This window comes from Candidatus Amarolinea aalborgensis, assembly GCF_900491745.1.
GTDB lineage: Bacteria > Chloroflexota > Anaerolineae > SSC4 > Amarolineaceae > Amarolinea > Amarolinea aalborgensis.
The window spans coordinates 139,245-160,985 of sequence record NZ_UETR01000009.1 but is presented as its reverse complement, the minus strand read 5'-3'; the positions used below and the strand labels follow the sequence as shown (position 1 = coordinate 160,985).

General features: G+C 61.2%; 18 protein-coding genes and 1 pseudogene. 10 read left to right on the top strand and 9 right to left on the bottom strand.

What is annotated here, in order from left to right:
- Nucleotides 1-28 precede the first annotated feature (28 nt).
- The 3 genes from ACPQ6D_RS13800 to ACPQ6D_RS13790 form a co-directional block, all read right to left on the bottom strand.
- Nucleotides 29-1,237: an RNA-binding domain-containing protein gene (locus ACPQ6D_RS13800; protein ID WP_423224916.1), complete on the bottom strand. Its 1,209-nt coding sequence runs from the start codon at nt 1,235-1,237 to the stop codon at nt 29-31.
- Nucleotides 1,238-1,416: 179 nt separating this feature from the next.
- Nucleotides 1,417-1,863 carry a hypothetical protein gene (locus tag ACPQ6D_RS13795; protein ID WP_423224915.1) on the bottom strand — a complete coding sequence of 149 codons (447 nt, stop codon included), beginning with the start codon at nt 1,861-1,863 and terminating at the stop codon, nt 1,417-1,419.
- 366 nt (nt 1,864-2,229) lie between these two features.
- The gene (locus ACPQ6D_RS13790; RefSeq protein ID WP_423224914.1) at nt 2,230-2,871 is read right to left on the bottom strand and encodes a GNAT family N-acetyltransferase; all 642 of its coding nucleotides are present in this window, start codon (nt 2,869-2,871) and stop codon (nt 2,230-2,232) included.
- A 389-nt stretch (nt 2,872-3,260) separates the two neighbouring features.
- Here ACPQ6D_RS13790 and gpmA point away from each other — a divergent pair, with 389 nt between their 5' ends.
- From gpmA to ettA, 4 genes and pseudogenes are all read left to right on the top strand, one after another.
- Entirely contained in the window at nt 3,261-4,016 is a 756-nt protein-coding gene (gene gpmA, locus ACPQ6D_RS13785) for a 2,3-diphosphoglycerate-dependent phosphoglycerate mutase (RefSeq protein WP_423224913.1), read from the top strand.
- 118 nt (nt 4,017-4,134) lie between these two features.
- Nucleotides 4,135-4,473 (top strand): hypothetical protein, encoded by a 339-nt coding sequence (locus ACPQ6D_RS13780; protein WP_423224912.1) that lies wholly within the window; start codon nt 4,135-4,137, stop codon nt 4,471-4,473.
- Between the two features lie 57 nt (nt 4,474-4,530).
- A pseudogene (locus ACPQ6D_RS13775) lies at nt 4,531-4,887 on the top strand (toxin-antitoxin system TumE family protein); the annotation flags it as partial.
- Nucleotides 4,877-6,556, top strand: a complete 1,680-nt coding sequence (ettA, locus tag ACPQ6D_RS13770; RefSeq protein WP_423224911.1) for an energy-dependent translational throttle protein EttA — start codon at nt 4,877-4,879, stop codon at nt 6,554-6,556. The pseudogene ACPQ6D_RS13775 and the gene ettA, both read left to right, overlap by 11 nt.
- A 282-nt stretch (nt 6,557-6,838) precedes the next feature.
- Here ettA and ACPQ6D_RS13765 read toward each other — a convergent pair whose 3' ends face one another.
- The 3 genes from ACPQ6D_RS13765 to ACPQ6D_RS13755 all read right to left on the bottom strand — a co-directional run bounded on the left by ACPQ6D_RS13765 (nt 6,839) and on the right by ACPQ6D_RS13755 (nt 11,508).
- Entirely contained in the window at nt 6,839-8,677 is a 1,839-nt protein-coding gene (locus ACPQ6D_RS13765) for an ABC transporter ATP-binding protein (protein ID WP_423224910.1), read from the bottom strand.
- 73 nt (nt 8,678-8,750) lie between these two features.
- On the bottom strand, nt 8,751-9,707 hold the full coding sequence (locus tag ACPQ6D_RS13760) for an HNH endonuclease (RefSeq protein WP_423224909.1): 957 nt from the start codon (nt 9,705-9,707) through the stop codon (nt 8,751-8,753).
- A 46-nt stretch (nt 9,708-9,753) separates the two neighbouring features.
- A complete protein-coding gene (locus tag ACPQ6D_RS13755) occupies nt 9,754-11,508 on the bottom strand; it encodes an ABC transporter ATP-binding protein (RefSeq protein WP_423224908.1) in 1,755 nt (584 codons plus the stop codon).
- Between the two features lie 291 nt (nt 11,509-11,799).
- Between ACPQ6D_RS13755 and ACPQ6D_RS13750 the strand changes: the two genes are divergently transcribed.
- Genes ACPQ6D_RS13750 through ACPQ6D_RS13735 form a run of 4 tightly spaced genes read left to right on the top strand, consistent with a single transcriptional unit; the run spans nt 11,800 to nt 14,560 of the window.
- The gene (locus ACPQ6D_RS13750) at nt 11,800-12,345 is read left to right on the top strand and encodes a flavin reductase family protein (RefSeq protein WP_423224907.1); all 546 of its coding nucleotides are present in this window, start codon (nt 11,800-11,802) and stop codon (nt 12,343-12,345) included.
- Nucleotides 12,346-12,367: 22 nt separating this feature from the next.
- A complete protein-coding gene (locus ACPQ6D_RS13745; RefSeq protein WP_423224906.1) occupies nt 12,368-13,150 on the top strand; it encodes an enoyl-CoA hydratase-related protein in 783 nt (260 codons plus the stop codon).
- Between the two features lie 32 nt (nt 13,151-13,182).
- Entirely contained in the window at nt 13,183-13,764 is a 582-nt protein-coding gene (locus tag ACPQ6D_RS13740; RefSeq protein WP_423224905.1) for a hypothetical protein, read from the top strand.
- Nucleotides 13,679-14,560 carry an SDR family NAD(P)-dependent oxidoreductase gene (locus ACPQ6D_RS13735; protein WP_423224904.1) on the top strand — a complete coding sequence of 294 codons (882 nt, stop codon included), beginning with the start codon at nt 13,679-13,681 and terminating at the stop codon, nt 14,558-14,560. The genes ACPQ6D_RS13740 and ACPQ6D_RS13735 overlap by 86 nt, the downstream gene beginning before the upstream one ends.
- Before the next feature lie 109 nt (nt 14,561-14,669).
- Here ACPQ6D_RS13735 and ACPQ6D_RS13730 read toward each other — a convergent pair whose 3' ends face one another.
- On the bottom strand, nt 14,670-16,211 hold the full coding sequence (locus ACPQ6D_RS13730; protein ID WP_423224903.1) for a long-chain-fatty-acid--CoA ligase: 1,542 nt from the start codon (nt 16,209-16,211) through the stop codon (nt 14,670-14,672).
- Nucleotides 16,212-16,492: 281 nt separating this feature from the next.
- On the opposite strand from ACPQ6D_RS13730, the gene ndk reads away from it, so the two are divergent.
- Entirely contained in the window at nt 16,493-16,942 is a 450-nt protein-coding gene (gene ndk, locus ACPQ6D_RS13725; protein WP_423224902.1) for a nucleoside-diphosphate kinase, read from the top strand.
- A 53-nt stretch (nt 16,943-16,995) separates the two neighbouring features.
- Here the strand turns inward: ndk and ACPQ6D_RS13720 are convergent, their stop codons facing one another.
- Both ACPQ6D_RS13720 and obgE read right to left on the bottom strand, forming a co-directional pair.
- Nucleotides 16,996-17,601 (bottom strand): Crp/Fnr family transcriptional regulator, encoded by a 606-nt coding sequence (locus tag ACPQ6D_RS13720; RefSeq protein WP_423224901.1) that lies wholly within the window; start codon nt 17,599-17,601, stop codon nt 16,996-16,998.
- 127 nt (nt 17,602-17,728) lie between these two features.
- The gene (gene obgE / locus ACPQ6D_RS13715; protein ID WP_423224900.1) at nt 17,729-18,997 is read right to left on the bottom strand and encodes a GTPase ObgE; all 1,269 of its coding nucleotides are present in this window, start codon (nt 18,995-18,997) and stop codon (nt 17,729-17,731) included.
- Between the two features lie 199 nt (nt 18,998-19,196).
- Here obgE and ACPQ6D_RS13710 point away from each other — a divergent pair, with 199 nt between their 5' ends.
- Nucleotides 19,197-21,704, top strand: coding sequence for a M36 family metallopeptidase (locus ACPQ6D_RS13710; RefSeq protein WP_423224899.1), 2,508 nt, complete (start codon nt 19,197-19,199; stop codon nt 21,702-21,704).
- Nucleotides 21,705-21,741: the final 37 nt, after the last annotated feature.

The window sequence follows — 21,741 nt, the reverse complement described above, 5'->3', positions numbered from 1 at the left end:
GCGGGCCACGGCAAGCAGGAGCCTTTTCTCAGTCCTGACCTGGAAGACCGTTGCCTACGCGCGCTTCGATCCGTACGGAGAACCAATGCGGGTCGAAGATGAACCGCGCTGGGGGATTGTGATTGATGTCGAGCGCCTTCCGTGCGCGCAGCACGCCCTGTCCGAACCGGTTCGTGTATCCCAGGACGCGAATGGCCTCGGCGATGACCGGATTGCGATAGCCGACGGCGTATGGGAAATTCTCCGGAGACGCCTCGCCATACAGCCCGCCTGGGTTATTGATTTCGATGTGATCGGGGAACCAGTAGAAACGCACAGGCGCGTTCGACTGATAATTGCGGTGCATGATGGCGTTGATGAGCAGCTCACGCACGGCTACTTTGGGGTAGTCGCTGAGAATCGTCTCGCGCAGCGCACTCACCGGCACGGGGTATTGGCGCAGGTTGACATCAAGCAGCAGATCGAGAGTTTGCAGGATCGTGTGCAAATCGCCCATCGCCCGCTTCTCATCAATCACGTCACTGGTCACGTCACGACCGGCGTACCGCACGAACTGGACGTAAGCCCCCGGCAAGTAGTAGGTGGGCGCATCGACTAGAAGCAGGACACCAGCGTTGGTAGGACAATCTTGCGTGAGATCGAACAGACGCAGGCTGGCCAATTGCAGCTTGAAGGGGCGCTCGTTTTGGGCGATCACTTCCTCGGCTACGGCGCGTCGCAAATAGGAAAGATAGAAGCGTTCTTGGGAGAGATCGGCCAGTGTGCTCTCCAGGCAAGGCAGGGCATCGAAAGACTTGGCGTAAGAGACGCGCCGCTCACTGAGAATGCGCTCCTCCTGCTCGCTGGCGGTTGCGCGACGGGGGCCAACACGAATCCAAACCTTGCCTCTGTAGCGTACCGGGCGCAAATCCGAAGGGAGCACCTCGACCACAGCCAGATCGCCGCCCGGCAGGGAGTGTCTGCTCACGGTGATGGCCGGCAGCGGTTGAATATTCCCGTCGGAGCGCAACGCGGCGAGGTTCTGGAGCAGATCATCGGTGACGGAAAGACCGCTGGGGTGCCCGTCGTCGCTTGCACCCACGATGAGGTACCCAGGTTGGCGATGATTGGGGAAATCGTTCGCAAAGGCGCAGATGGCCTGTCCGAATTTGTCGGTATTATTGACCGATACGGTGCGCTCGACGCGATCAGACTCCAGTTCGGACAGCATAGCTTGCAGTTGTTCCTGGCTCAGCATAGTGGATGGCCTCTTGATCTCAGCTTCCTCTTGGCGCTTCTGCTCCCGCTTTTCGTAGTTGACCCATGTTGCGCCTAGATCTAGCGTACGCGGGCCTCACCACTGGCAAGCGCGGTGTAATCCAGAATCAAAATGGGGTATGTTTTATTAACTTGACACGTGCCATGTAAGCGCCGTCATTATAGAAGGGATGGAAGGATGTTGTCAATCTTGGCGCCGGAGGCGGAGGGCTTTTTGAGCGGAGTGCAAGGCGGCGACCGAAGGGGGTCGCAGACCGCCTCAAGCAGGCGGGCCAGGGGCAGCGGCGGATCCTCACGGGTGGCGATGACCAGGCGCATCTGCGGCGGCTGGTGTTCAAGCAGAAAGGTCAGGGCCTGGTCAACCGGTTTGGCATCCACCAGGTGGTAGTCGTCAAGGACGAAGATGAACTCCTGGCGCAGGGCCGCGATCTCGTTCAGGAGCACGGTCAGGAGCGGCTCGGTGGCCGGCGGCGGCGGGGATTCGAGCGCGGCCATCACCCCTGTGCCGATGCCGGCCGAGATGGTCTGCAAGGCCGCGACGAGGTAGGCCAGAAAGCGGGCGGGGTCGCTATCCCCCGCGTCCAGCGACAGCCAGGCAACCCTCACCCCTGGCCCCTCTCCCGCTGGAAGAGGGGCCAGGGGTGAGGGCTGCGACCCACTCGCTGACGAGCGTGGTTTTGCCAAAGCCGGCGGGGGCCGAGATGAGGGTTAGCTTGTGGCCCGCTGAGAGTCCCGTATTCAGCCGCTCGATCAGACGTGGGCGCGAAATAGCCCGCGGCGGGGGCGGAGGGACGTAGAGCTTGGTGGCTAAGATGGGTGCACTCATGAATCAATTATACGACATCCGCCGAAATTGTGGGGCATCGGGCTGTACCGTCCTGGTCAATACCATGTCGTGCATCGAACAGCGTGACTCGTGAAACGCGCAGTCAGCCAGTTTCGCCTCTCGTCTCCCGCTTCACGCCTCACTTGTCACGTCTTACCCGCAGCGCCGCGGACGCCGGGTGTTGGTTGCCGCGCCATCGTCCACAGCATCAGGTCGTGGCGCGGCGGCTTCTCAGCTGTGAGCGCCTCGAAGCCGTGCTTCTGGTAAAACGCCACGTTGCGCTTGGTCTCGGTTTCCAGGTAGCACGGTAGACCTGCGGCGTCAGCCTGCGCCAGCACCGGCTGTATCAGGCTGCTGCCGATACCCTGCCCCTGGCTGGCCGGCGCTACGCCCAGCGCCATCAGGTACCAGTGCGGGCCAGGCATGGCGCGCTGATGGAGTCGCTCGGTGTAGTCAAACACACCCATGGCCCGGCGGCGAGCGTCGGGCGGGAAGCCCATCAGCGCGCGGGGCAGCGCAAAGCCGGTGCGCAGCATGTGCCGCAGGCCGATCGTTGTGTGGCCCGGCGCCAGCCAGCAGGCCACGCCGCTCACCTCCGCGGTAGTCCAAACCTCGCCGTAGATCAGTATCAGGCGGATGATCGCGTCCCACAGCCGGCGCGTCGCGGCCACGCGTGCCGCCTCGTCCGGGCAGATGTACAGGTACATGGGGTCATGGCGAAACGCCTGCGTTAGCGTCTCGGTTGCGCGAGGCCGTTGGGCGGGATCAAGACGAATGGGACCGGTCATAATTGGCGCTCCGTTTGGCGTTGTGCCAGCAACTTCCCTCACTGAGCAGATAGATCGCCTGAGCCAGGCTGCTGACTCGTGAAAGGCCAACTTATTTTACCACACAGCCAGCCGGCGCAGCAGTTCCAAATGCAGGGTACATTCAACCACAAAGAACACAGACGGGGGCGAGCGAACGCAAGAGGGCAGATCAGGCGCCAGTCGGCAGCCTCTTAGTGATCTCTGCGGTCAAAAACCTGGCCAGACTTGGAACTGCTGCTGTTCGGCCGCTGGCCTTGAAAAAAACGGGGAGCTATGCGATAATGACAGCGTCAACGGGCGTCAGGCTGGCGGGCATCAGTTCGCGCCGGGAACGCCTCACCTACGTGAACCAAAGAAGGAGTCAAATCGTGACAACCAAGATCGTATTGCTACGACATGGGCAAAGCACCTGGAACTTGGAGAATCGTTTTACCGGCTGGACCGATGTAGACCTGTCCGAACAAGGGCTGCAGGAAGCACACAACGCAGGCAAGGTGCTGCGCGACGATGGCTACGTGTTCGACGTGGCGTACACCTCGGTGCTCAAGCGCGCCATTCGCACCCTCTGGATCACACTGGATGAAATGGACCTGATGTGGATTCCGGTCTATCGCACCTGGCGCTTGAACGAACGCCACTACGGCGCGCTGCAGGGCCTCAACAAGGCCGAAATGGCCGCCCAATACGGCGACGCCCAGGTCAAGGTCTGGCGCCGCAGCTATGACGTGCCGCCGCCGCCGCTGGAACTGACCGACCCGCGTTATCCCGGATTCGACCCGCGCTACGCCGGCTTGCCCGCGGCCGACATTCCGGCCACCGAATCGCTCAAACTGACGCTCGATCGCGTGCTGCCCTACTGGCATGGGACGCTGGCGCCAGCCGTGAAGAGCGGCCAGCGCGTCATCGTTGTCGCGCACGGCAACAGCCTGCGCGCGCTGGTCAAGTACCTGGACGACGTGCCCGACGATGTGATCACCGAGCTGAACATTCCAACCGGCTTCCCGCTCGTCTACGAGTTGGACGACGACCTGAAGCCGATCACCCACTACTACCTGGGCGACACCGAAGCGGCCAAGAAGGCCGCCGAAGCGGTGGCCAAGCAAGGCAGTGGCGGGCCAAAATAATCTCGCGTTGGATTCGATTGGCAAAGCATAGAGCTCCAAGCGGACGAGAACAGGGATGCGAGACTGAAATGATCGGTTTGGGCAGCATTTCGTGTGCTGCCCAAACAAGGAGAGCAGAATGCCAACCATAGCGCTAGAACAATCTGTGCAGACACTGCAATACTTGCACACCCTCCAAAACCTCTATGAGCAGGGGTATCAAGATGAGGTAATTGACCTGACCGTGCGCAAGTTATTGGAGCGACAGATGCAAAGAGATGAAGCCCAACTCAAGGAATTGGAAACCGAGTTAGCGGACTACGAACAGCGGTTTGGCATGTCATCACAGCAGCTTGCGGCCAGGTATCAGGCTGGAGACGCAGGCGACGATCTCGATGTCTTCGAGTGGAATGTGATCTACAAGATGCATTCTCGACTGACTTCAGCGTTAAGCCTTATGAAGATTGGGTTACGTTAGTCATCTATGTTTGTCGAGACACGCCTTGATAACGAGTAGGTAGCTCTTCTCGCTCATCCATTGGTGGTATCCGTTGCTCTTGTCAAACGCAAAGTCAACCGGCTTGACGGTTACCTTCGCGCACGTTGCGCCCTTGTGAATGGGGATTTCTTGGAGGTCGCATTGCACATCTCTGTTGTCAACGATCGAGCGGTCATTGATGATTATCGCTATCAGTGGATGGATCACTCGCAGACCATTCTGCGTCGGCGCTCGGATAATTCACCGCATCATCCTAAGCTGATCGGTTTTCCAGATCACTGCCATGTGGCTCAAAGCGTTGAACCGGCGAGGCCGATGGATCTCGCGGCCTTACTGGATGAGGTTAACCGGTTAGTGGATGCACCAACCGTTCGTGAGGGTTATGACGAATAAAGTAATCTATTCCATGGTTGGCGTGGGCAGAGTGTACCCACCGAACAAACAAGTCCTGCGCGATATCAGCCTGGGCTATTTCTATGGCGCCAAAATCGGCGTCATCGGCCTCAATGGCTCCGGCAAGAGCACCCTCCTGCGCATCATGGCGGGCGTGGAGCAGGAATACGTCGGGCAGACGGTGCTGTCACCTGGCTATCGCGTCGGCTTCCTGGAGCAGGAGCCGCAGCTCGACAACAACAAAACGGTGCGCCAGATCGTGGAGGAAGGCGTCCAACCGGTCGTGGATGCCCTGCGTGAGTTCGATGAGATCAATAGCCGCTTCTCGGACGACCTGACCGGGGATGAGATGGACGCGCTGCTGCAGCGCCAGGCCGAGGTGCAGGACAAACTGGATGCCATGAATGCCTGGGACCTGGACAGCCGCCTGGAGTTGGCGATGGATGCCTTGCGCTGTCCGCCGGGAGAGACGCCTGTCAATCTCCTTTCCGGCGGTGAACGGCGGCGGGTGGGGCTTTGCCGGCTGCTCCTGCAAGCGCCAGACATCCTCCTGCTCGACGAGCCGACCAATCACCTGGATGCGGAATCGGTGGCCTGGCTGGAGAAGCACTTGCAGCAGTATCCCGGCACGGTGATTGCCGTCACGCATGATCGCTACTTCCTGGATAATGTGGCCGGCTGGATCCTGGAGCTCGATCGCGGGTATGGCATCCCCTGGAAGGGGAACTACTCCTCCTGGCTGGAGCAGAAGCAGCAGCGCCTGGCGCAGGAGGAAAAGACTGCCTCCCAACGGCAGAAGACCTTGCAGCGCGAGTTGGAGTGGCTGCACATGTCGCCCAAGGCGCGCCAGGCCAAAGCCAAGGCGCGCGTCAATCGCTATCAGGAACTGCTCACCCAGGACCCGGAACGCGCACGCGAGGAGCGCGAGATTTACATACCACCCGGCCCGCGCCTCGGCGACGTGGTCATCCGCGCGGAGAATGGCGCCAAAGGTTATGACGAGCGTCTGCTGTTCGAGAATCTGACCTTCGATGTGCCGCCGGGCGCGGTGGTGGGCATCATCGGCCCCAACGGCGCAGGTAAAACCACCCTATTCCGCGCCATCGTGGGGCAAGACACCCTGGACGCGGGCACGCTGACCGTCGGCGCGTCGGTCAAGCTGGCCTATGTGGATCAAACACGTGAAAGTCTCGACCCGGAGAAAACCGTGTGGGAAGAGTTGAGCGGTGGACAGGACAGTATCCAACTTGGCGACCGCGCCATGAACTCACGCGCCTACTGCGCCCGCTTCGGATTCAGCGGCAGCGACCAGCAGAAGAAGGTGGGCGCGCTCTCTGGCGGCGAACGTAACCGCGTGCACCTGGCAACACTGTTGAAATCGGGCGCCAATGTCATTCTGCTGGACGAACCAAGCAATGACCTGGATGTGAACACCCTGCGCGCGCTGGAAGATGCCATCGAGGGCTTTGGCGGCTCGGTGCTGGTCATTTCGCACGATCGTTGGTTCTTGGATCGCGTGGCAACGCACATCCTGGCTTTTGAAGGCGACAGTCAGGTCTACTGGTACCCTGGCAACTACAGCGACTACGAAGTGGACCGCCGCAAACGCCTCGGCGCGGCGGCGGAACGCCCTCATCGCGTGACCTACCGCAAACTGCGACGGGCCTGAGTCCATTCCACGACGCAACGACAAGAGGCGGTCTCATTCAGAGACCGCCTCTTGCTTGTTCGGTGCTTAACATTGCGGGAGATCAAAGCTGGCGCTTGTTACCAGCCAATCTTCGGGGTGCTTCTGCAACCATCAAGCGCACTTGTTCGGGAGGCTGTGATTCATTGCTGATCACAGCCTTATCTTCGCGCCCGAAGATGACGATGAATATGACGAACATGGTCAGCCCAAGTTCTGTTATGTTGTTGTTACACGGGCCTCACGGTAGAACTCCTGCCCCGCCTAATCACGGCCATCAGGCTGTACGGCCAGCCGTTCAGTCGCAAACTGCTCAATGTAGGCCAACGATTGATGGCGAAAGTAGGTGTTGTACAGCTCCGCGTAATGGCCGCCGCGCTGCAAGAGATCGTCGTGGCGCCCTTCTTCGATGATTTCACCCTGGCGCATGACAATAATGCGATCGGCATACTTGACGGTCGAGAGCCGGTGCGCGATTACGATGGCGGTGCGGTCCGCCATGATCGTTTCCAGGCCCTCTTGAATCTGCGCTTCGGTGAACGGATCCACGCTGGCCGTCGCTTCATCCAGGATGAAGATGGCCGGGTTCTTGAGCAGAACCCGCGCCAGGGCGACCAACTGGCGTTGACCCATTGACAGGTTGGCGCCGCGCTCGCCCACGTCGGTGTGCAAGCCATAGGGCAGGTCGTTGAGCCAATCGCCGTGACTGATGCCCATTGCCGCCTGCCTGATCTCGTCATCGGACGCGGCGGGGCGACTGTAGCGGATGTTGTCGCCCACGGTGCCTGAGAACAAAAATGGGTCTTGCGGCACCAGGCCGATATGCGCGCGGTAGCTTCCCAGGTCGAAATGTCGGATATCGCGACCATCCACCAGCAGTTGGCCGTCCTGGAATTCATAGAAACGCGTGATCAGCTTGGCGATGCTGCTCTTACCTGCGCCGGTGTGCCCCACCAGCGCCACCGTCTCGCGCGGGCGAATGGTCAGCGAGAAAGCCGGCAGTACCGTTTCCGTACCGGTGTAGGTGAAGCGCACGTTGCGAAACTCGATCTGCCCGGCGACCTGGGACACCGGCTCAGCGGCCGTCTGCACCACTTTGGGCGCGGCGTCAATCAAGGCAAAGACGCGCTCGGCCGCGGAGAGGCCGTCCTGGAACTGGCTCCAAAATGAGGCGATATTGATCAACGGCCACCAGAAGAAGCCCACTGCTTGCATGAACAGATACCAGTTGCCCGGGCTGACCGCGCCCTCGCGCGTGGCCTGGCCGCCCAGGTAGAAAAGGAGCGCCACGCCCAAGCCGGAGGAGATGCCCATGATCGGGAAGATCGTGTTCAGCGTCAGGCCGCGGCGCACGCCCACCTGGTAGGCCTGGCGATTGTTCGCGCTGAAGGTCGCGTACAGGGCCGGCTCCTGGCGAAAGCTCTTCGCGACCATGATGCCGCTGATGGATTCCTGGATCTGGGCGTTGATTTTAGCTGTCACGCGGCGCGCCCGCTGCGTCACTGCGCGCGCAATGCGGCGAAAGCTCAGCGCAATTATCGCGGCCACGGGCGCCATACCGAACAGCAGGAGCGTCAGCCAGCGGTCAATGCGCAGCAGCCAGACGGCCAAGAACAGCACCACGAGCACCTGGCTGATCAGGTTGGTCGTCAGCGTGACCACTTCGGAGAAATCCTGGGTATCTGAGGTGACGCGGCTGACCACCTTGCCTGAGGGATGTTCGTCATAGAATGACATGTCGTGCTGAATGGTGGCGTCGAAGACGTCTTGACGCAGCTTGAGCACGACATTGCCCACCACGCGCGCCGAGAAGAGCTGCTGAATGTAGTTGAAAGTCCACGCCGTCACCCCCAGCAAAAGGATGCCGCCGGCAAAGAGCAGCAGTCTTTCGTTGGAGAATTGGCGCGCCAGGCCGTCAATCGCACGAGCGATGATGATCGGCCCGCCGCTGCCCGCAGCCGAGTTCAGTGTGATGGCCGCGGCAATCAACAGCATCACCCGTGCATAGGGACGGAAATAGCTGGCAATGCGCCGAATCAGCTCGCGATCGGTATAGTTGCGGTCGTAGGCCTCGCTGTCGAGGCCGTCAAGAATGAAACCCATGGTCCAACTCTTTCGGCAGATCGGAAATGTCTCGCAACCGGTTGCCTTGACTCAATTCATTGAGCCACAAAAGTCAAAGTGAGACGGACGACGGCGTCAACGGCAACTCATGGCTTGCTGATCCGCCTGCATAGATTTTGCTCAGGTGAAACAGGAGATACTTTTGGTTCAAACCATGATCGCGATGGAGCAGCAATTTGCGACCTCGGCAGGGTTCAAGGTCCGATGAAGCCATCACTTCAAGGGTAGAAGGCTCAATGGCAAGAATACCCAGGTCCATCATGCAATGGTGGTTGGGACACAGCGCCAGAATGTTGCTGATGTGGTCGGGGCCGCCGTATCTGCCCAGCGGCTGTACGTGGTGCGCCTCACAGTAATAATGATTGCGTAAGCGCGTAGAGTAGGCCGTCCATTCACAGACCTGGCACTTGTAGTCGTAAAGGCCCTTGACCAAACGGCTCTGATTGGTGTCACGCACCGCGCGCACCACCTGACCGGTGCGCCGGTCAGCCGCGGGTAGGCTGTCGGGGATGTAGAGCGCCTCATCCACGTATACCTCTTCGACAGATGGCTGTGTCCAAATCTGCTCAAAATGCTGCCAGAAACTGGTGGCATCCAGGTCATTGGTGATGTGAGTGACCCCAAAGAAGGGTTGTTCGCCTTCAAACCGAATGTAAAGATCCCACCGCCCGTCGCGGCGATTGGGCGGCATTTGGCTCAACAATGACTTAACCTGCCCGAAAGGTATGAAGAAGCGACCCTGAGCGCCGCAAATGAGCACGACCCACGCGTGATTCTGATTCTCTTTGTGCAGCCGGGCATACTTCGTCTTTGCCAGCGAAAACCAATAATATCCTTTACGGTCGTAGTAGTTTTGGGCGCTGAATGTAACCAACAGCGTCTCGCGGCCATCCACGCGCAGAACGTTCTCGTCCAATTCGGCCACTTCGCCGTAACCTTCCAGGAACCTGGCAAGTTCTTGGATCGCTATGGCGCTTTCCGGCGTTCGCCCTGATCGGTTGATGGTCATGTTCCGCCCCTCCGTGTGTTCTACAAAGACCTCATCACCAAACAGATCACTCGTACCTGGCAAAGATCCGCCGGTAGTCCGCGCTGCGCGCCAGCAGATCCTCGTGCGTGCCCTGGTCCACCAACTCGCCGCGGCGCAGAACGAGGATGCGATCGGCCCAACGAATCTGGCTCAGACGGTGCGTGATGAGGAAGGTGGTGCGCTGACGGCTGATGCGGCGCATGGCCTGCTGAATCTGGTCTTCTGTCGCGCTGTCAATCGCGCTGGTGCTGTCATCCAAGATCAGGATGCGCGGATTGGTCAAGAAGGCGCGGGCAATCGCGACGCGCTGGCGTTGGCCGCCGGACAAGGTGACGCCGCGTTCACCCACTTCAGTGGCGTAACCCTGGCTGAAGCTCAGGATGAAATCGTGCGCCTGGGCCTCCTGCGCGGCTTGTTCGATGGCCTCCTGGCTGGCGTTGGCAACCCCGAACGCGATGTTCTCGGCCAGGGTGCGCGAGAAGAGAAAGATGTCCTGCTCGATGGTTGAAATCTGCGAGCGCAGCGCCTCCAAACTCCAGTCGCGCACGTCCACGCCATCCACGAGCACGCGGCCGCGGTCAGCATCGAAAATACGGTTGATCAGGCGGGTCAGGGTGGTCTTGCCCGAGCCGGTCTGACCGACGATAGCGACCGTCTCGCCGGGGCGGGCTACGAAGCTGATGTTGTTCAACACACGCTGCCCGTCATAGCCGAAACTGACATTTTCGAAGACCACTTCGCCGCGAATCGGCTGCGCCAGCCCGTTGACATTTTCGTCCAGGTCGGTTTCGGTGTTAATCATGGAGAGGATGCGTCGCGCACTGGCGATGCCGAGCTGCACCAGGTTGAAGCTGAAGATCGAGATGAACGTCGGGAAGCGCAGGGTGCTGAAGAGGCCGATGAAGCCCAGGGCTTGGCCCAGGGTGATCGCGCCCGCGCGCCAGAGCAGCATGCCGTGGAAGAAGGCCCCGGCCCAGCCCAGGCTGAACATGAGCATCGGCAGATAGCGGGCCTGGATCTCGCCCTGGCGCACAAAATAGTCGCGATAGGCCCGTGCGTTGTGCGTGAATTTCTCCCACTCGAAGCGCTCCTGCACGTTGGCCTTGACCACCTCGATGCCGGTAATGGCCTCGGTCAGGCCGGCGTTGAGCGTGCCAAACTGGTCGCGCATGGCCAGGCTGACCGGGCTGAGCCGGCGGTTGTAATCATAGATGGTGATCGCCAACGCCAGCAGGAACAGGCCGGGGACGAGCAAAAGCTCCGTGCGCAGGCGGGCAATCAAAACGATGGGCACAATCACGGCCATGGCCGAATCGGTGAGGAGCATGACGCCGGGGCTGAACATCAGGTTGAGGGTGTGTACGTCATTCGTGGCGCGCGCCATCACATCGCCGATGCGCTGGCGACCATGGAAGGTCTGGCTCTTGCCCAGCAGGCTAACGTACAGTTCGTCGCGGGCGTCGCGCTCTACCCGCTGCGCCAGGAACTCCACCGCATAGTTGCGGGTGAGGCCGGTCAACCCCTGGCCGAACGCGCAGCCGGCGACGATCAGCGCCAATGTCAGCAGGGCAGGCGTTTGCCAGCCTGGCGTGGTGATCACATCGAAGCCGCGGCCCACATACACCTGGATATTGCTGTAGAAGAAGTTATTGAGCGTCGCCGCGGCAATCGCGAGCAGGGGAAACCAGACATAGCGCAGTTGATGGGACATGATCCAGCGCACTGGCCCGCGGCGATTGAAATGGTATTCGTTTTGGAGCTTGAACTCGCGCTTGCTCACGCTGCCTCCCTCATCCCAAAGCAGAAACCTCAGAGCCGGCGCCCCAAGTCTGGAAAGTATACCATAGCGCAGCCCCTGACCGCAACGCGGGCTATCTACAAACTCAATTGGCATCCGATCACGAGGTTCTGGAGTAGGACGCAGATGAACGCAGGACAACGCAGATTTAGACCCCTTGACCAGGGCAGGGTCTGGTTCTAGCGTTCGGGCATGGGTCTGGTAAAATAGACTCATCACAAAGAGGCTGTGGCGCCTCGCCGATTCAACGCAACGTATCGTTTGTGAAAGACTATGACTGAATCATCTATGACCCTTGATCCCCGCGCCTATCGCAACACCATTGGTCTGTTCGCCACGGGCGTCACCGTGGTAACGACCGAGGTCAACGGGGAAGTACACGGCATGACCGCCAACGCGGTCGCCTCACTGTCATTGGACCCCATGCTGCTGCTGGTCTCTGTGGGAAAAAAAGCTCACATGGCCGGCTTGCTCCAAACCACACCAACGTTCACCGTCAATATCTTGCGCGCAGACCAAGAGTCGCTCTCCACTTATTTCGCCGGTGGATGGAAGCAGCCCGAACCACCGCCGTTCCAACTTGTGCGCTGGGAGGGACAGCCGCAGATGGGTTCCACGCGGCTCGAAGATGCGCTGGCCGCCATCGCCTGTGTGAAATATGAAATCCTGGAAGGCGGCGATCACTGGATCGTGATTGGCCGCGTGGTCGCGCTGCATCAAGGCGCGCCGCCGCATTCGCCTATCCTCTTTTATGGGGGGCGCTACTATCAACTAGATGTGACGAAAGAACACCCGGCCCCACCCCGCCGGGACTTGTGAACCCGCAGCGAGAAAGAACACCATGGTCGAGACTATCCACTACCAAGTGACGGGCGCGGTGGCGACTATCGTCCTCAACCGGCCGGAAAAGCTCAATGCGTTCAACGAACAGATGACGCGCGAAACAATGGCTGCCTTTGCCCAGGCTGACCAGGACGACGGCGTGCGCGTGATTGTATTGACCGGGGCCGGGCGCGGTTTTAGCGCCGGCCAAGACCTGGAAGATCTGCAGCGCCGGCCTGCGGATCTCAGCATCGGCGATCACTTGCGGCGCGGCTATAATGCCCTGGTCCTCTCGATGCGCACCATCGAGAAGCCGGTCATTACCGCGATCAACGGCGTGGCCGCCGGGGCCGGCATGAGCATCGCCCTGGCCGGCGATTTTCGCCTCGCCAGCGACAAGGCCAGTTTCATCCAGGCCTTCATCAAGATCGGCCTCATCCCGGACAGCGGCTCCACGTGGCTGCTGCCGCGGCTGATCGGCCCCACGCGCGCGCTGGAGTTGATGTCCACCGGCGACCGCCTCAGCGCACACGATGCCCTGGCCTGGGGCCTCATCAACCGCGTCATCCCCGCGGAGGAGTTCGAGGCGACTGTGGCCGCGTGGGCGCAGCGCCTGGCCGAAGCGCCTACTCGCGCGCTGGGACTGACCAAACGCGCCTTCAACCAGGCGCTGACCAGCACCCTGGCCGAAGCCCTGGAAGTTGAAGCCGTCCTCCAAGACGTGGCCGGCGCCACCGCGGACAGCCGCGAAGGCGTACAGGCCTTCCTTGAGAAACGTGCCCCGGTTTTCACCGGGCGCTAACGACAGCCAGGCCGTTCACGAGGAGCTGCACCATGCCCACTCCATTTCCCCCCAACCTGCCTGCCGATTTGCAGGCGCGGCTGGCCGCGGCCGGCGTCCGTGACACCGCCGGTTTGCCGGCCGCGCTCGACCGCGACCCTGCCCTGCGCGCGGCCTGGATAGCTTTCCTGGCTGAGCACCAAGAGGAGATTGTGCAGGCCGCGCTGTTGGCCTTCTTGCGCGCGCCGGACTTCGACGCGCTGCAGGCGCTGGCGGGCCAGGCGCCGTTCATCCTGGAGGATGACTTCGCCGAAACGGTCAACGAGGTCATCAGGCAGGCGGAGGAGGCGGCAGAAACCGATTTCGCGGCAAGCGTGCGCCTACGCCTGACCGGGCTGCGCCAGATCAAGGCTGACATGGCCCTGCCGCCGCTGGCCCAGGCGCTGCTGGCGTTCGTGCAGGCGCCGGATGACGCCGCCGCGCACGCGGTGTTTGCGGCGCAGCGTGAGCTGCTCGCGCCGGAGGAGGCGCAGCGCAGCCTGGAAGATCATGTCCGCAGCAGCGACCCAGTCGCGCAAGATCACCTGGCAGCGCGGCGCCGCCTGCTGCGGCGGCTGCGCCAGGGCGAGCCGTGAGCGGCGGCTGATGGCCACTTCCTGGCGCGGGCAAACGATCCTCATCACCGGGGCGGCGGGCGGCGTGGGCCAGGCATGTGCGCAGTTGCTGGCGACCGAAGGCGCGCAGTTGGCCCTGGTGGATCGTGACGAGGCTGGGTTGGCGGGTGTGGCCCGCGGGCTGGACAGCCAGGCCGCAACCGCCTGCTGGGCGCTGGATGTGACCGACGCGGCCGCCGTGACGGCCATGGTGGCCGACGCCGAAGCGCGGCTGGGGCCATTGGCCGCCGTCATTCACGCGGCCGGCATTCTACGCACCGGTTTCAGCCAAACCGCGCCGCTTGACGATTTCCACGCGCAGATGGCAATCAACTACCTGGGCACGGTTCATGTTTGCCTGGCCGCGCTGCCGGGCATGGTCGCCCGCAACCGTGGGAGGCTGATCACCCTGGCGAGCATCAACGCGCTGCGGCCGTTTCCGCAGTTTGGCGCGTACGCGGCCAGTAAGGCGGCCGTGTTCAGCTTTGCCCAAACCCTGCGTGATGAACTGGCGCTGCAAGGGAGCGGCGTGCGCATCACGGTGGTGTGTCCACCGACGATTCGCACGCCGCTTGTTTTGAATCTGACCGACCCGCCGCCCATTTACCGACGCTTCCGCTGGCTGGCGCCAGAACAGGCAGCCCACGCCATTCGCCGCGCCCTGGACAGCGACCAGTTCCTCGTCTATGTCAACTGGCAGTCCTGGGGAATCCACTGGCTGATGCGGCTGGCGCCGCGGCTGGCCGACCGCCTGGTGCAGCGCTGGAGCCGCCGGTAGGATGAGGAACTGGCACACCTAGACACAAAGCCGCCCAAACGCCAGGGCCTAACTGCTTTCTTGGCGTCTGTGCGGCTTTGTGTGGGAATTGCAGTTTTTGTCTATCGGATCAGGACGCAATCAGCTCACGCTTGAGAATCTTGCCCGTGGCGGTCATGGGGAAGGTCGTACGGAACTCGATCTGGCGCGGGTATTTGTAGTCGGCCAGGCCGATCTTGGCAAATTCCATGATCTCTGCCACGGTCGCACTTTGGCCTTCCTTGAGCACCACGTAGGCCTTGACTTCCTCGCCCAGGCGGTCGTCCGGCACGCCGACCACGGCGACCAATGAGACCTTGGGGTGCGTCAGCAGGTATTCCTCGATCTCGCGTGGGTAGACGTTGAAACCGCCGCGGATAATCATCTCCTTCAAGCGATCCACGATGAAGTAGTAGCCTTCTTCATCCACGCGGCCAAGGTCGCCGCTGTGGAACCAGCCATCGCGAATGGACTGCGCCGTGGCTTCAGGGCGTTTGTAGTAGCCCTTCATCACATGGTGCCCGCGAATGACTACTTCGCCCACCGAACCGACAGGCGCCGGCTTGTCATCGGCATCCACAATGCGCATCCACGTGCCCCACACGGGGTTGCCGATGGAGCCAACCTTGCGCGGCCGGTCCGCATGGTTGAAGCAGGCCACGGGCGACGTCTCCGAAAGTCCGTACCCTTCCAGAATCGGCACCTGGTATTTCGCCTCGAAGCCCTTGAGAACTTCCACGGGCAGCGCGGAGCCGCCAGAGACGGCAATGCGCAGCGCGCCCTTGATCTTCTCCAGGTCGAAATCAGACGCCTTGGGGTAGGCAAGCAAAGCCCAGTACATCGTGGGCACGCCCGCGAACACCGTGACGTTGTCGCGCTGCATGATGCCCAGCGCCGCGGCTGGGTCAAAGCGCGGCAGCAGCGTGATGGCCGCACCGCCCATGATGGCGTTGTTCATAATGACCGTCTGGCCAAAGGAGTGGAACAGCGGTAAGGTCGCCAGGAAGACATCATTGGGCTGCCAGCCCAGGAGCTGCTGGCTGATCCAGGCGTTCAGGAAGAGATTGACGTGCGTCAACTCGGCGCCCTTGGGCTGGCCGGTGGTGCCCGATGTGTAGAGAATGACCGCGGTATCGTCAGGCATGGTTTGCACCGTGTCAAACGTGGGCGAGCCGCTGGCAAGAACATGATAGAAATTCTTGACGCCATCGCCACTGACTGGCAAGGCGGCGGCCGGGTCAGCCGTCGTCATAATCAGGTTGTGGCACGTATCCACGGCCTGGAAGCCTTCGTAGGCTGCCTGGGCAAACATCTCAAAAGCCACCAGGGCGACGGCATCGCTGTCCTTCAAATGGTAGGCGACTTCACGTCCCTTGAAAAGTACGTTGAAGGGCACAACGGCCGCGCCAGCCTTGAGGATGCCGTAATAGGCAATAGGAAAGAAGGGGATGTTCGGCATCATCAGGGCCACTTTGTCGCCCGGCTTAACGCCAAGTTGACGTAACCCGTCGGCAAACTTCGTCGCGGCGCCGTTCAACTCGCGGTAGGTCATCTTGCGGTCGTTGAAAATGATCGCTAAGTTGTCAGGGTTGCGCCCCAGGTTGAATTCCAGCAGGTGGGCAAGGTTTAGCATCCTTGGGTTCCTTTCTTCGGTTGGTTTGTCTGTTCTCGTCAATCGGTCAGGCGACCAGGTTCATCGGTGGTGATGTGTCGCTATGGGCAAAAGCAGGCTATCGTGATACCGAGGAGGCAAACAAAAGTATAGCACAACTTCCGGTAAAACTCCAAGTCAACTGAATTTGCTAAAACTCGCGCGCGTGGCTACCATTACACTACGTTAGCAAGCAGGCTCACGGTCAATGGCGACTGTTGTGGCTCAATGACGAACGTAAACGAATGGGGAGGATGTTGATCGTGGAACGTACCTTAATCATTATCAAACCGGATGGCGTCCAACGAGGGTTAATTGGCCCAATCATCAGCCGTTTCGAACAGCGCGGGCTGAAAATCGTGGCACTCAAGCTCATGCAGGTGAGCGAGGCGCTGGCGCGCAAGCACTACGCCGTGCACGAAGGCAAGCCGTTCTTCAACGGCCTCATCGAATACATCACGTCGGGGCCGGTGGTGGTGATGGTGCTGGAAGCCAGGCGCGCGATTGATCTTGTGCGCAAGACCGTAGGCGCCACCAACCCGGTCAATGCCGAGCCTGGGACCATCCGTGCGGACTTTGGCCTGGAAATTGGCCGCAACCTGGTGCATGGTTCCGACGGGCCAGAAACCGCCGCGGCGGAGATCGCCCTCTGGTTCAGTCCTGATGAACTGGCCGATTATGGCCGGGCCAACGATCGCTGGATCTTCGAATAGACCAGCGCCTGATCAGAAACCCGTTTTCTGCGAGAAAATGGGTTTCTGATTCGCTACAGCATCGCCTCTTGTCTCAGCAGGTCTTGATCCACGATGATGATACGGTGACGTTCGATCTTGATGGCGCCCTCATCCATCAGCGTGCGCAGCGCACGCCCCACCATTTCGCGCACCGTTCCGAGGCGAGCCGCCATCTCTTGTTGTGTCAGCAGGTCGTTACGGTCAAGCTCTCCCTGGAAGCTGCGTTCGGCCTCTTCGAGCAGGAGTTTAGCCAGGCGTGCTTTCACCGGACGCAGGCCCAAGTCCTCTACGATGCCGACCAGGCTGCGCGCACGCCGGGCCATATGTTCCAGCAGCGCCCAGCTCACGGCTGGATATCGAAGAGCCAGGACTTTCAGATCATCACGAGAGATATTCCATATTACCGCCTCGTCAACCGTCATGACAGTAGCGGGGTTCGGGCCGCCGTCGGATACAGACACTTCGTTGAAAGAATGACCAGGCAGAATGACATGCAGGGTTTGTTCGCGACCCTCAGCCGAGGTTTTGAAGATTTTGCAGCGGCCGCGCTCGACCACGAAAAACCCCGCGCAAGGATCGCCTTCGAGAAAGACCATTTCGCCTGGCGCAAAAGTGAGGCCGCGCGCGTGGCTTGCCATGTCTTCCAGGACAGACCGGTCCAAGGACGCGAAAAAAGGGATGCCTTTGAGCAAGTTAATCAGGGGAGTATTGCGAGCGCCGCTTGTCTTTTCTTCCTGGCGTTCACCCATCGCGACATTCCCCACCTTACCAGGCGTCTTCCCAGGTCAACTCGGTCTTGCCAATGCGCACCAGGTCGCCTTCGTGAATACCCTCGTCACGCAGGGCATCGGTTATGCTGAGCGCGGCCAGGATGCGTTGGAAACGCATGATGGCTTCATAGTAATCCCAGTTCGTCATTGCGGCCGCGCGTTCGATGGCGACGCCTTGCACGCGCCACGCGCCATCTGGGTCGCGGGCAATCGTAAATTCTCGCTCGCTGACCGGCGGTCTGAAAACGGCCGTATCCGCCGGCGCCGGCTCCATCACCGGCAGCGCATCCAGCAGGCTGACGGCCCGGCGCAGCAGCGTCTCGACCTGGTCGCCGCTGGCGGCTGAAATGGGCAGCACGTCTACCTGGCGCTGGCGCAAGGCTGCTTGAATTTCGGGCCAGCGTGCGCGCACGTCGGGCAGGTCCATCTTGTTGAACGCAACAATCTGCGGCTTGGTGGCCAGCGCGGGGTTGAACAGATCCAGCTCCTGGTTGATGGCATCATAGTCGCCCAGGGGGTCCGGGCTGAGGCCATTGAGCACATGAATGAGCACCCGGCAACGCTCTATATGGCGCAGAAACTGATGTCCCAGGCCAACGCCGGTGTGCGCCCCTTCGATCAGGCCGGGAATATCGGCGGCGACAAAGTCGCGATCGTCCACTGTCACCACGCCCAGACTTGCCTCCAGCGTGGTGAAGGGGTAATCAGCAATTTTGGGCCGCGCGCGACTGATCACGCTGAGCAGGGTGGACTTGCCCGCGTTGGGCACGCCCACAATGCCGACATCGGCCATCAGCTTCAGCTCCAGGCGCAGCCATCGTACTTCGCCCGGTTCGCCCTTTTCAGCAATGCGCGGCGCCTGGTTGATCGGGCTTTTGAATGCCATGTTGCCGCGACCCCCGCGGCCGGAGCGCGCCACCAAGGCCTCTTGCCTATCCTGCACCAGGTCGGCCAGCAAGCGGCCGCTGGCGTCATCGTACGCCAGGGTGCCCAAGGGTACGGGAATCTTGATGTCATTCCCCTGCGCGCCGGTTTTACCTTTGCCTCCGCCGTGCTCACCGCGTTCGGCGCGGAAGTGCAGTTGATGCTTGAAAGCAATCAGTGTGTTGACATCGCGCGTTGCTACCAAATAAACATCGCCGCCTTTACCGCCATTGCCGCCGTAGGGGCCGCCAAAGCGCACAAACTTCTCGCGTCGAAAGGCCACGCAGCCGTTGCCGCCGTCGCCCGCGGTCACGCAGATTCGTGCTTCATCAATTAACATGGAATCGTTCAATGCCTCGTTCTTCGCAGCTATTCACAGGTCAACCTTACCCGTTCCAGGTCAAGTTGTCAAGTGGCGTGCGTGAGAAGTCAGCGCCCCAAATCCCACATAGGTTACAGCAGGCGCCAAGCGCGCCGTTTATAGTGTCAAGCAAGCCTCAAGCAACATCAAGCACAACGATCAATCGAGGAGACCCATCATGCGTGGTATAAAACATCCGCTGACCATAGCGGGAACCGGGGCCTTGCTCTTGCTGGCAAGCCTTTTTACCCTGGTAGCCGCTGCGCAGCCGCCGGCGCCGAATCTGGCGCAAACCTGCGCCCGCGTAGAAAAAGCCAACGGGACCTTGCCGACTTACTTGCTCAACTGCGGCTCAGCGCCCCAGGCTGCCGATTCGGTCAGCTCCGCGCGGGCGCTGCTGGCCGCCAACGCCGCGTGGTTGGGACTGCGCAGCGATCTAAGCGATTTGGCGCTGCTGGTGCAAAAGGAAAGCCTGGGCGCAACGCACGTGCGCTTTCAGCAGACCTATGCTGGACTCCCAGTTTGGCTGGCGGAAGTGGCGGTGCACATCAGCCATGCCGGCGAGATACAGTTAGTTCAGAGCAGTTACCTGCCTGAACTCGACCTGAACACACAGCCGACCGTCACATCCGAGCAAGCTACCACCGCCGCGGCCGCTGCGATCAAACTGGCGCGCGGCGAGCGCGGCGGCGCCGCCGCGCAACTGCTGATCTTCCCGGGCCAGAAGGAAGGGGCGCGCCTGGCCTGGCACGTCTTCATGCCAGCCCTGGAGCCGCTGGGCGATTGGCATGTGTTTGTGGATGCGCAGAGCGGCGCGGTGCTGGATCAGTTCAACGCCATTGCGTTTGACAGCGGCTCCGTGTACGACCCCAACGCGGTGCAAGCAAGCGGCAATCCCACCCTGACCGACAATAATAACGCCAACAGCCCGGCCCTCCAGGCGGCGCGGCGCAACGTCACCTTGCAGGGAATCAACGACGGACAGAACAAGCTGATTGGGCCCTATGTCAACCTGTGCGCATCGGGGATCAGCGGGTACTATAAGCCGCCCTGTCAGGCCAATGAACCGTCGCGCGTCTTTGATTACACGCGTGACAATGACAAATTTGAAGAGGCGACGATCTACTACGCGCTCGATTCCGTGCAGCGCTACATTCAAAGCCTCGGCTTCAACAACATCAACAACCGCTCCATTCCGGTGCACGCACACTACTACGCAGAGGACAATTCCTTCTTCAGTACGTCAGACAACGGACTGCACTTCGGCGACGGCGGCGTGGACGACGCCGAGGATGCGGATGTCATCGTGCACGAGTATGGACACGCGATTCAGCAGAACCAGGTGCCAGGGTGGGGGCCGGGCCGCAACACCGAACAGCGCGCCATGGGCGAAGGCTTTGGCGATTACCTGGCGGCTTCATTCTATGCGGATCGCGGCGATGTCAGCTATCAGGCCAATCAGGCGCCGTGCGTCGCCGATTGGGATGCCGTCATTTACGCGCCGCTGGTCAACGGCGCACACTGCCTGCGCCGCGTGGATGGCAAAGATGCAGGCACTGGCGTGGATATTGGCCGCTACAGCGGCGCGCCATCGGAGGAACACGACGATGGGCGTTATTGGTCGGCCGCGCTGTGGTGCATCCGCAGCGACATGGGACGAGAGGACGCCGACCGCCTGATCCTGCAAGCCCAGTTCTATGTCACGCCGACCAGCAGCAACCAGGCGTTTGAGCAGGGGGTGGATGCCCTGATCCTGGCTGACAGTACGTTGTACCAGGGCGCTCATGCCTCGATGATCTACGGCTGCGCCGTGGCGCGCGGCCTTGTCCCCGTGCTGCCAATGGCGACGCCCACGCTGACTTTCCCGGCCGGCGGCGAGACGTTGCTGGGCGGCAGCGCGGCCTCCATCGCCTGGGTCACGAACGGCGCGCCCATCAGCGCCACCTACAGCCTGGAGTTGACCAACGACTGCACACCGGCCGCCGCCTTCGCCGATGACATGGAACTGGGCGCTTCGCGGTGGATTACGAGCCAGGTGGGCGCGCCTGCCTGGCAGTTGCAGACAGCCAGCGCGCACAGCCCCACCCATGCCTGGTTCGCAGCCAGCAGCACGGTCGTGAGCAGCCAGATTCTGCAGACAAGCCAGCCGTTGACTATACCCGTGCAAGGCATGCTCGTTTTCTGGCATGCATACAACCTGGAGACCCGCTACGATGGCGGCGTGATCGAGTTGAGTACGAACGGTGGGTTCACCTGGATTGACCTGGGCGCGCAGATCATACAGCGCGGCTACAACGAGACGATCTCGAGCAGTTACGGCAGCCCCATCGCTGGCCGCCGCGCGTTCTCAGGCGACAGCGGCGGCTACATCGAGACGCGCGTGGATTTGAGCAGCTTCGCCGGACAGCGCGTGCTGATTCGTTTCTTCAATGCGAGCGACAGCAGCATTGCGCGGGTTGGTTGGTACGTGGATGATGTGCGCGTGGTGAGCAGCACGCCGTGGACAGCCCTGGGCACGTCAGCCCCGGGCGCTACGGCCTTCGCCTGGCAAGCGCCGAACGCGCCCGGCGCGGATTACTGCGTGCGTTTGAAAGGTCAGGCGCCCGGTTATGAGGATTCCGCATGGGACACAGGGGAACCGTTCACCATCGTACAGCCGATCTACCTGCCGTTTGTGCAGCGGTAGAGGAGGCTCCGCGCGGATCACACCTCCGGCGTGACTA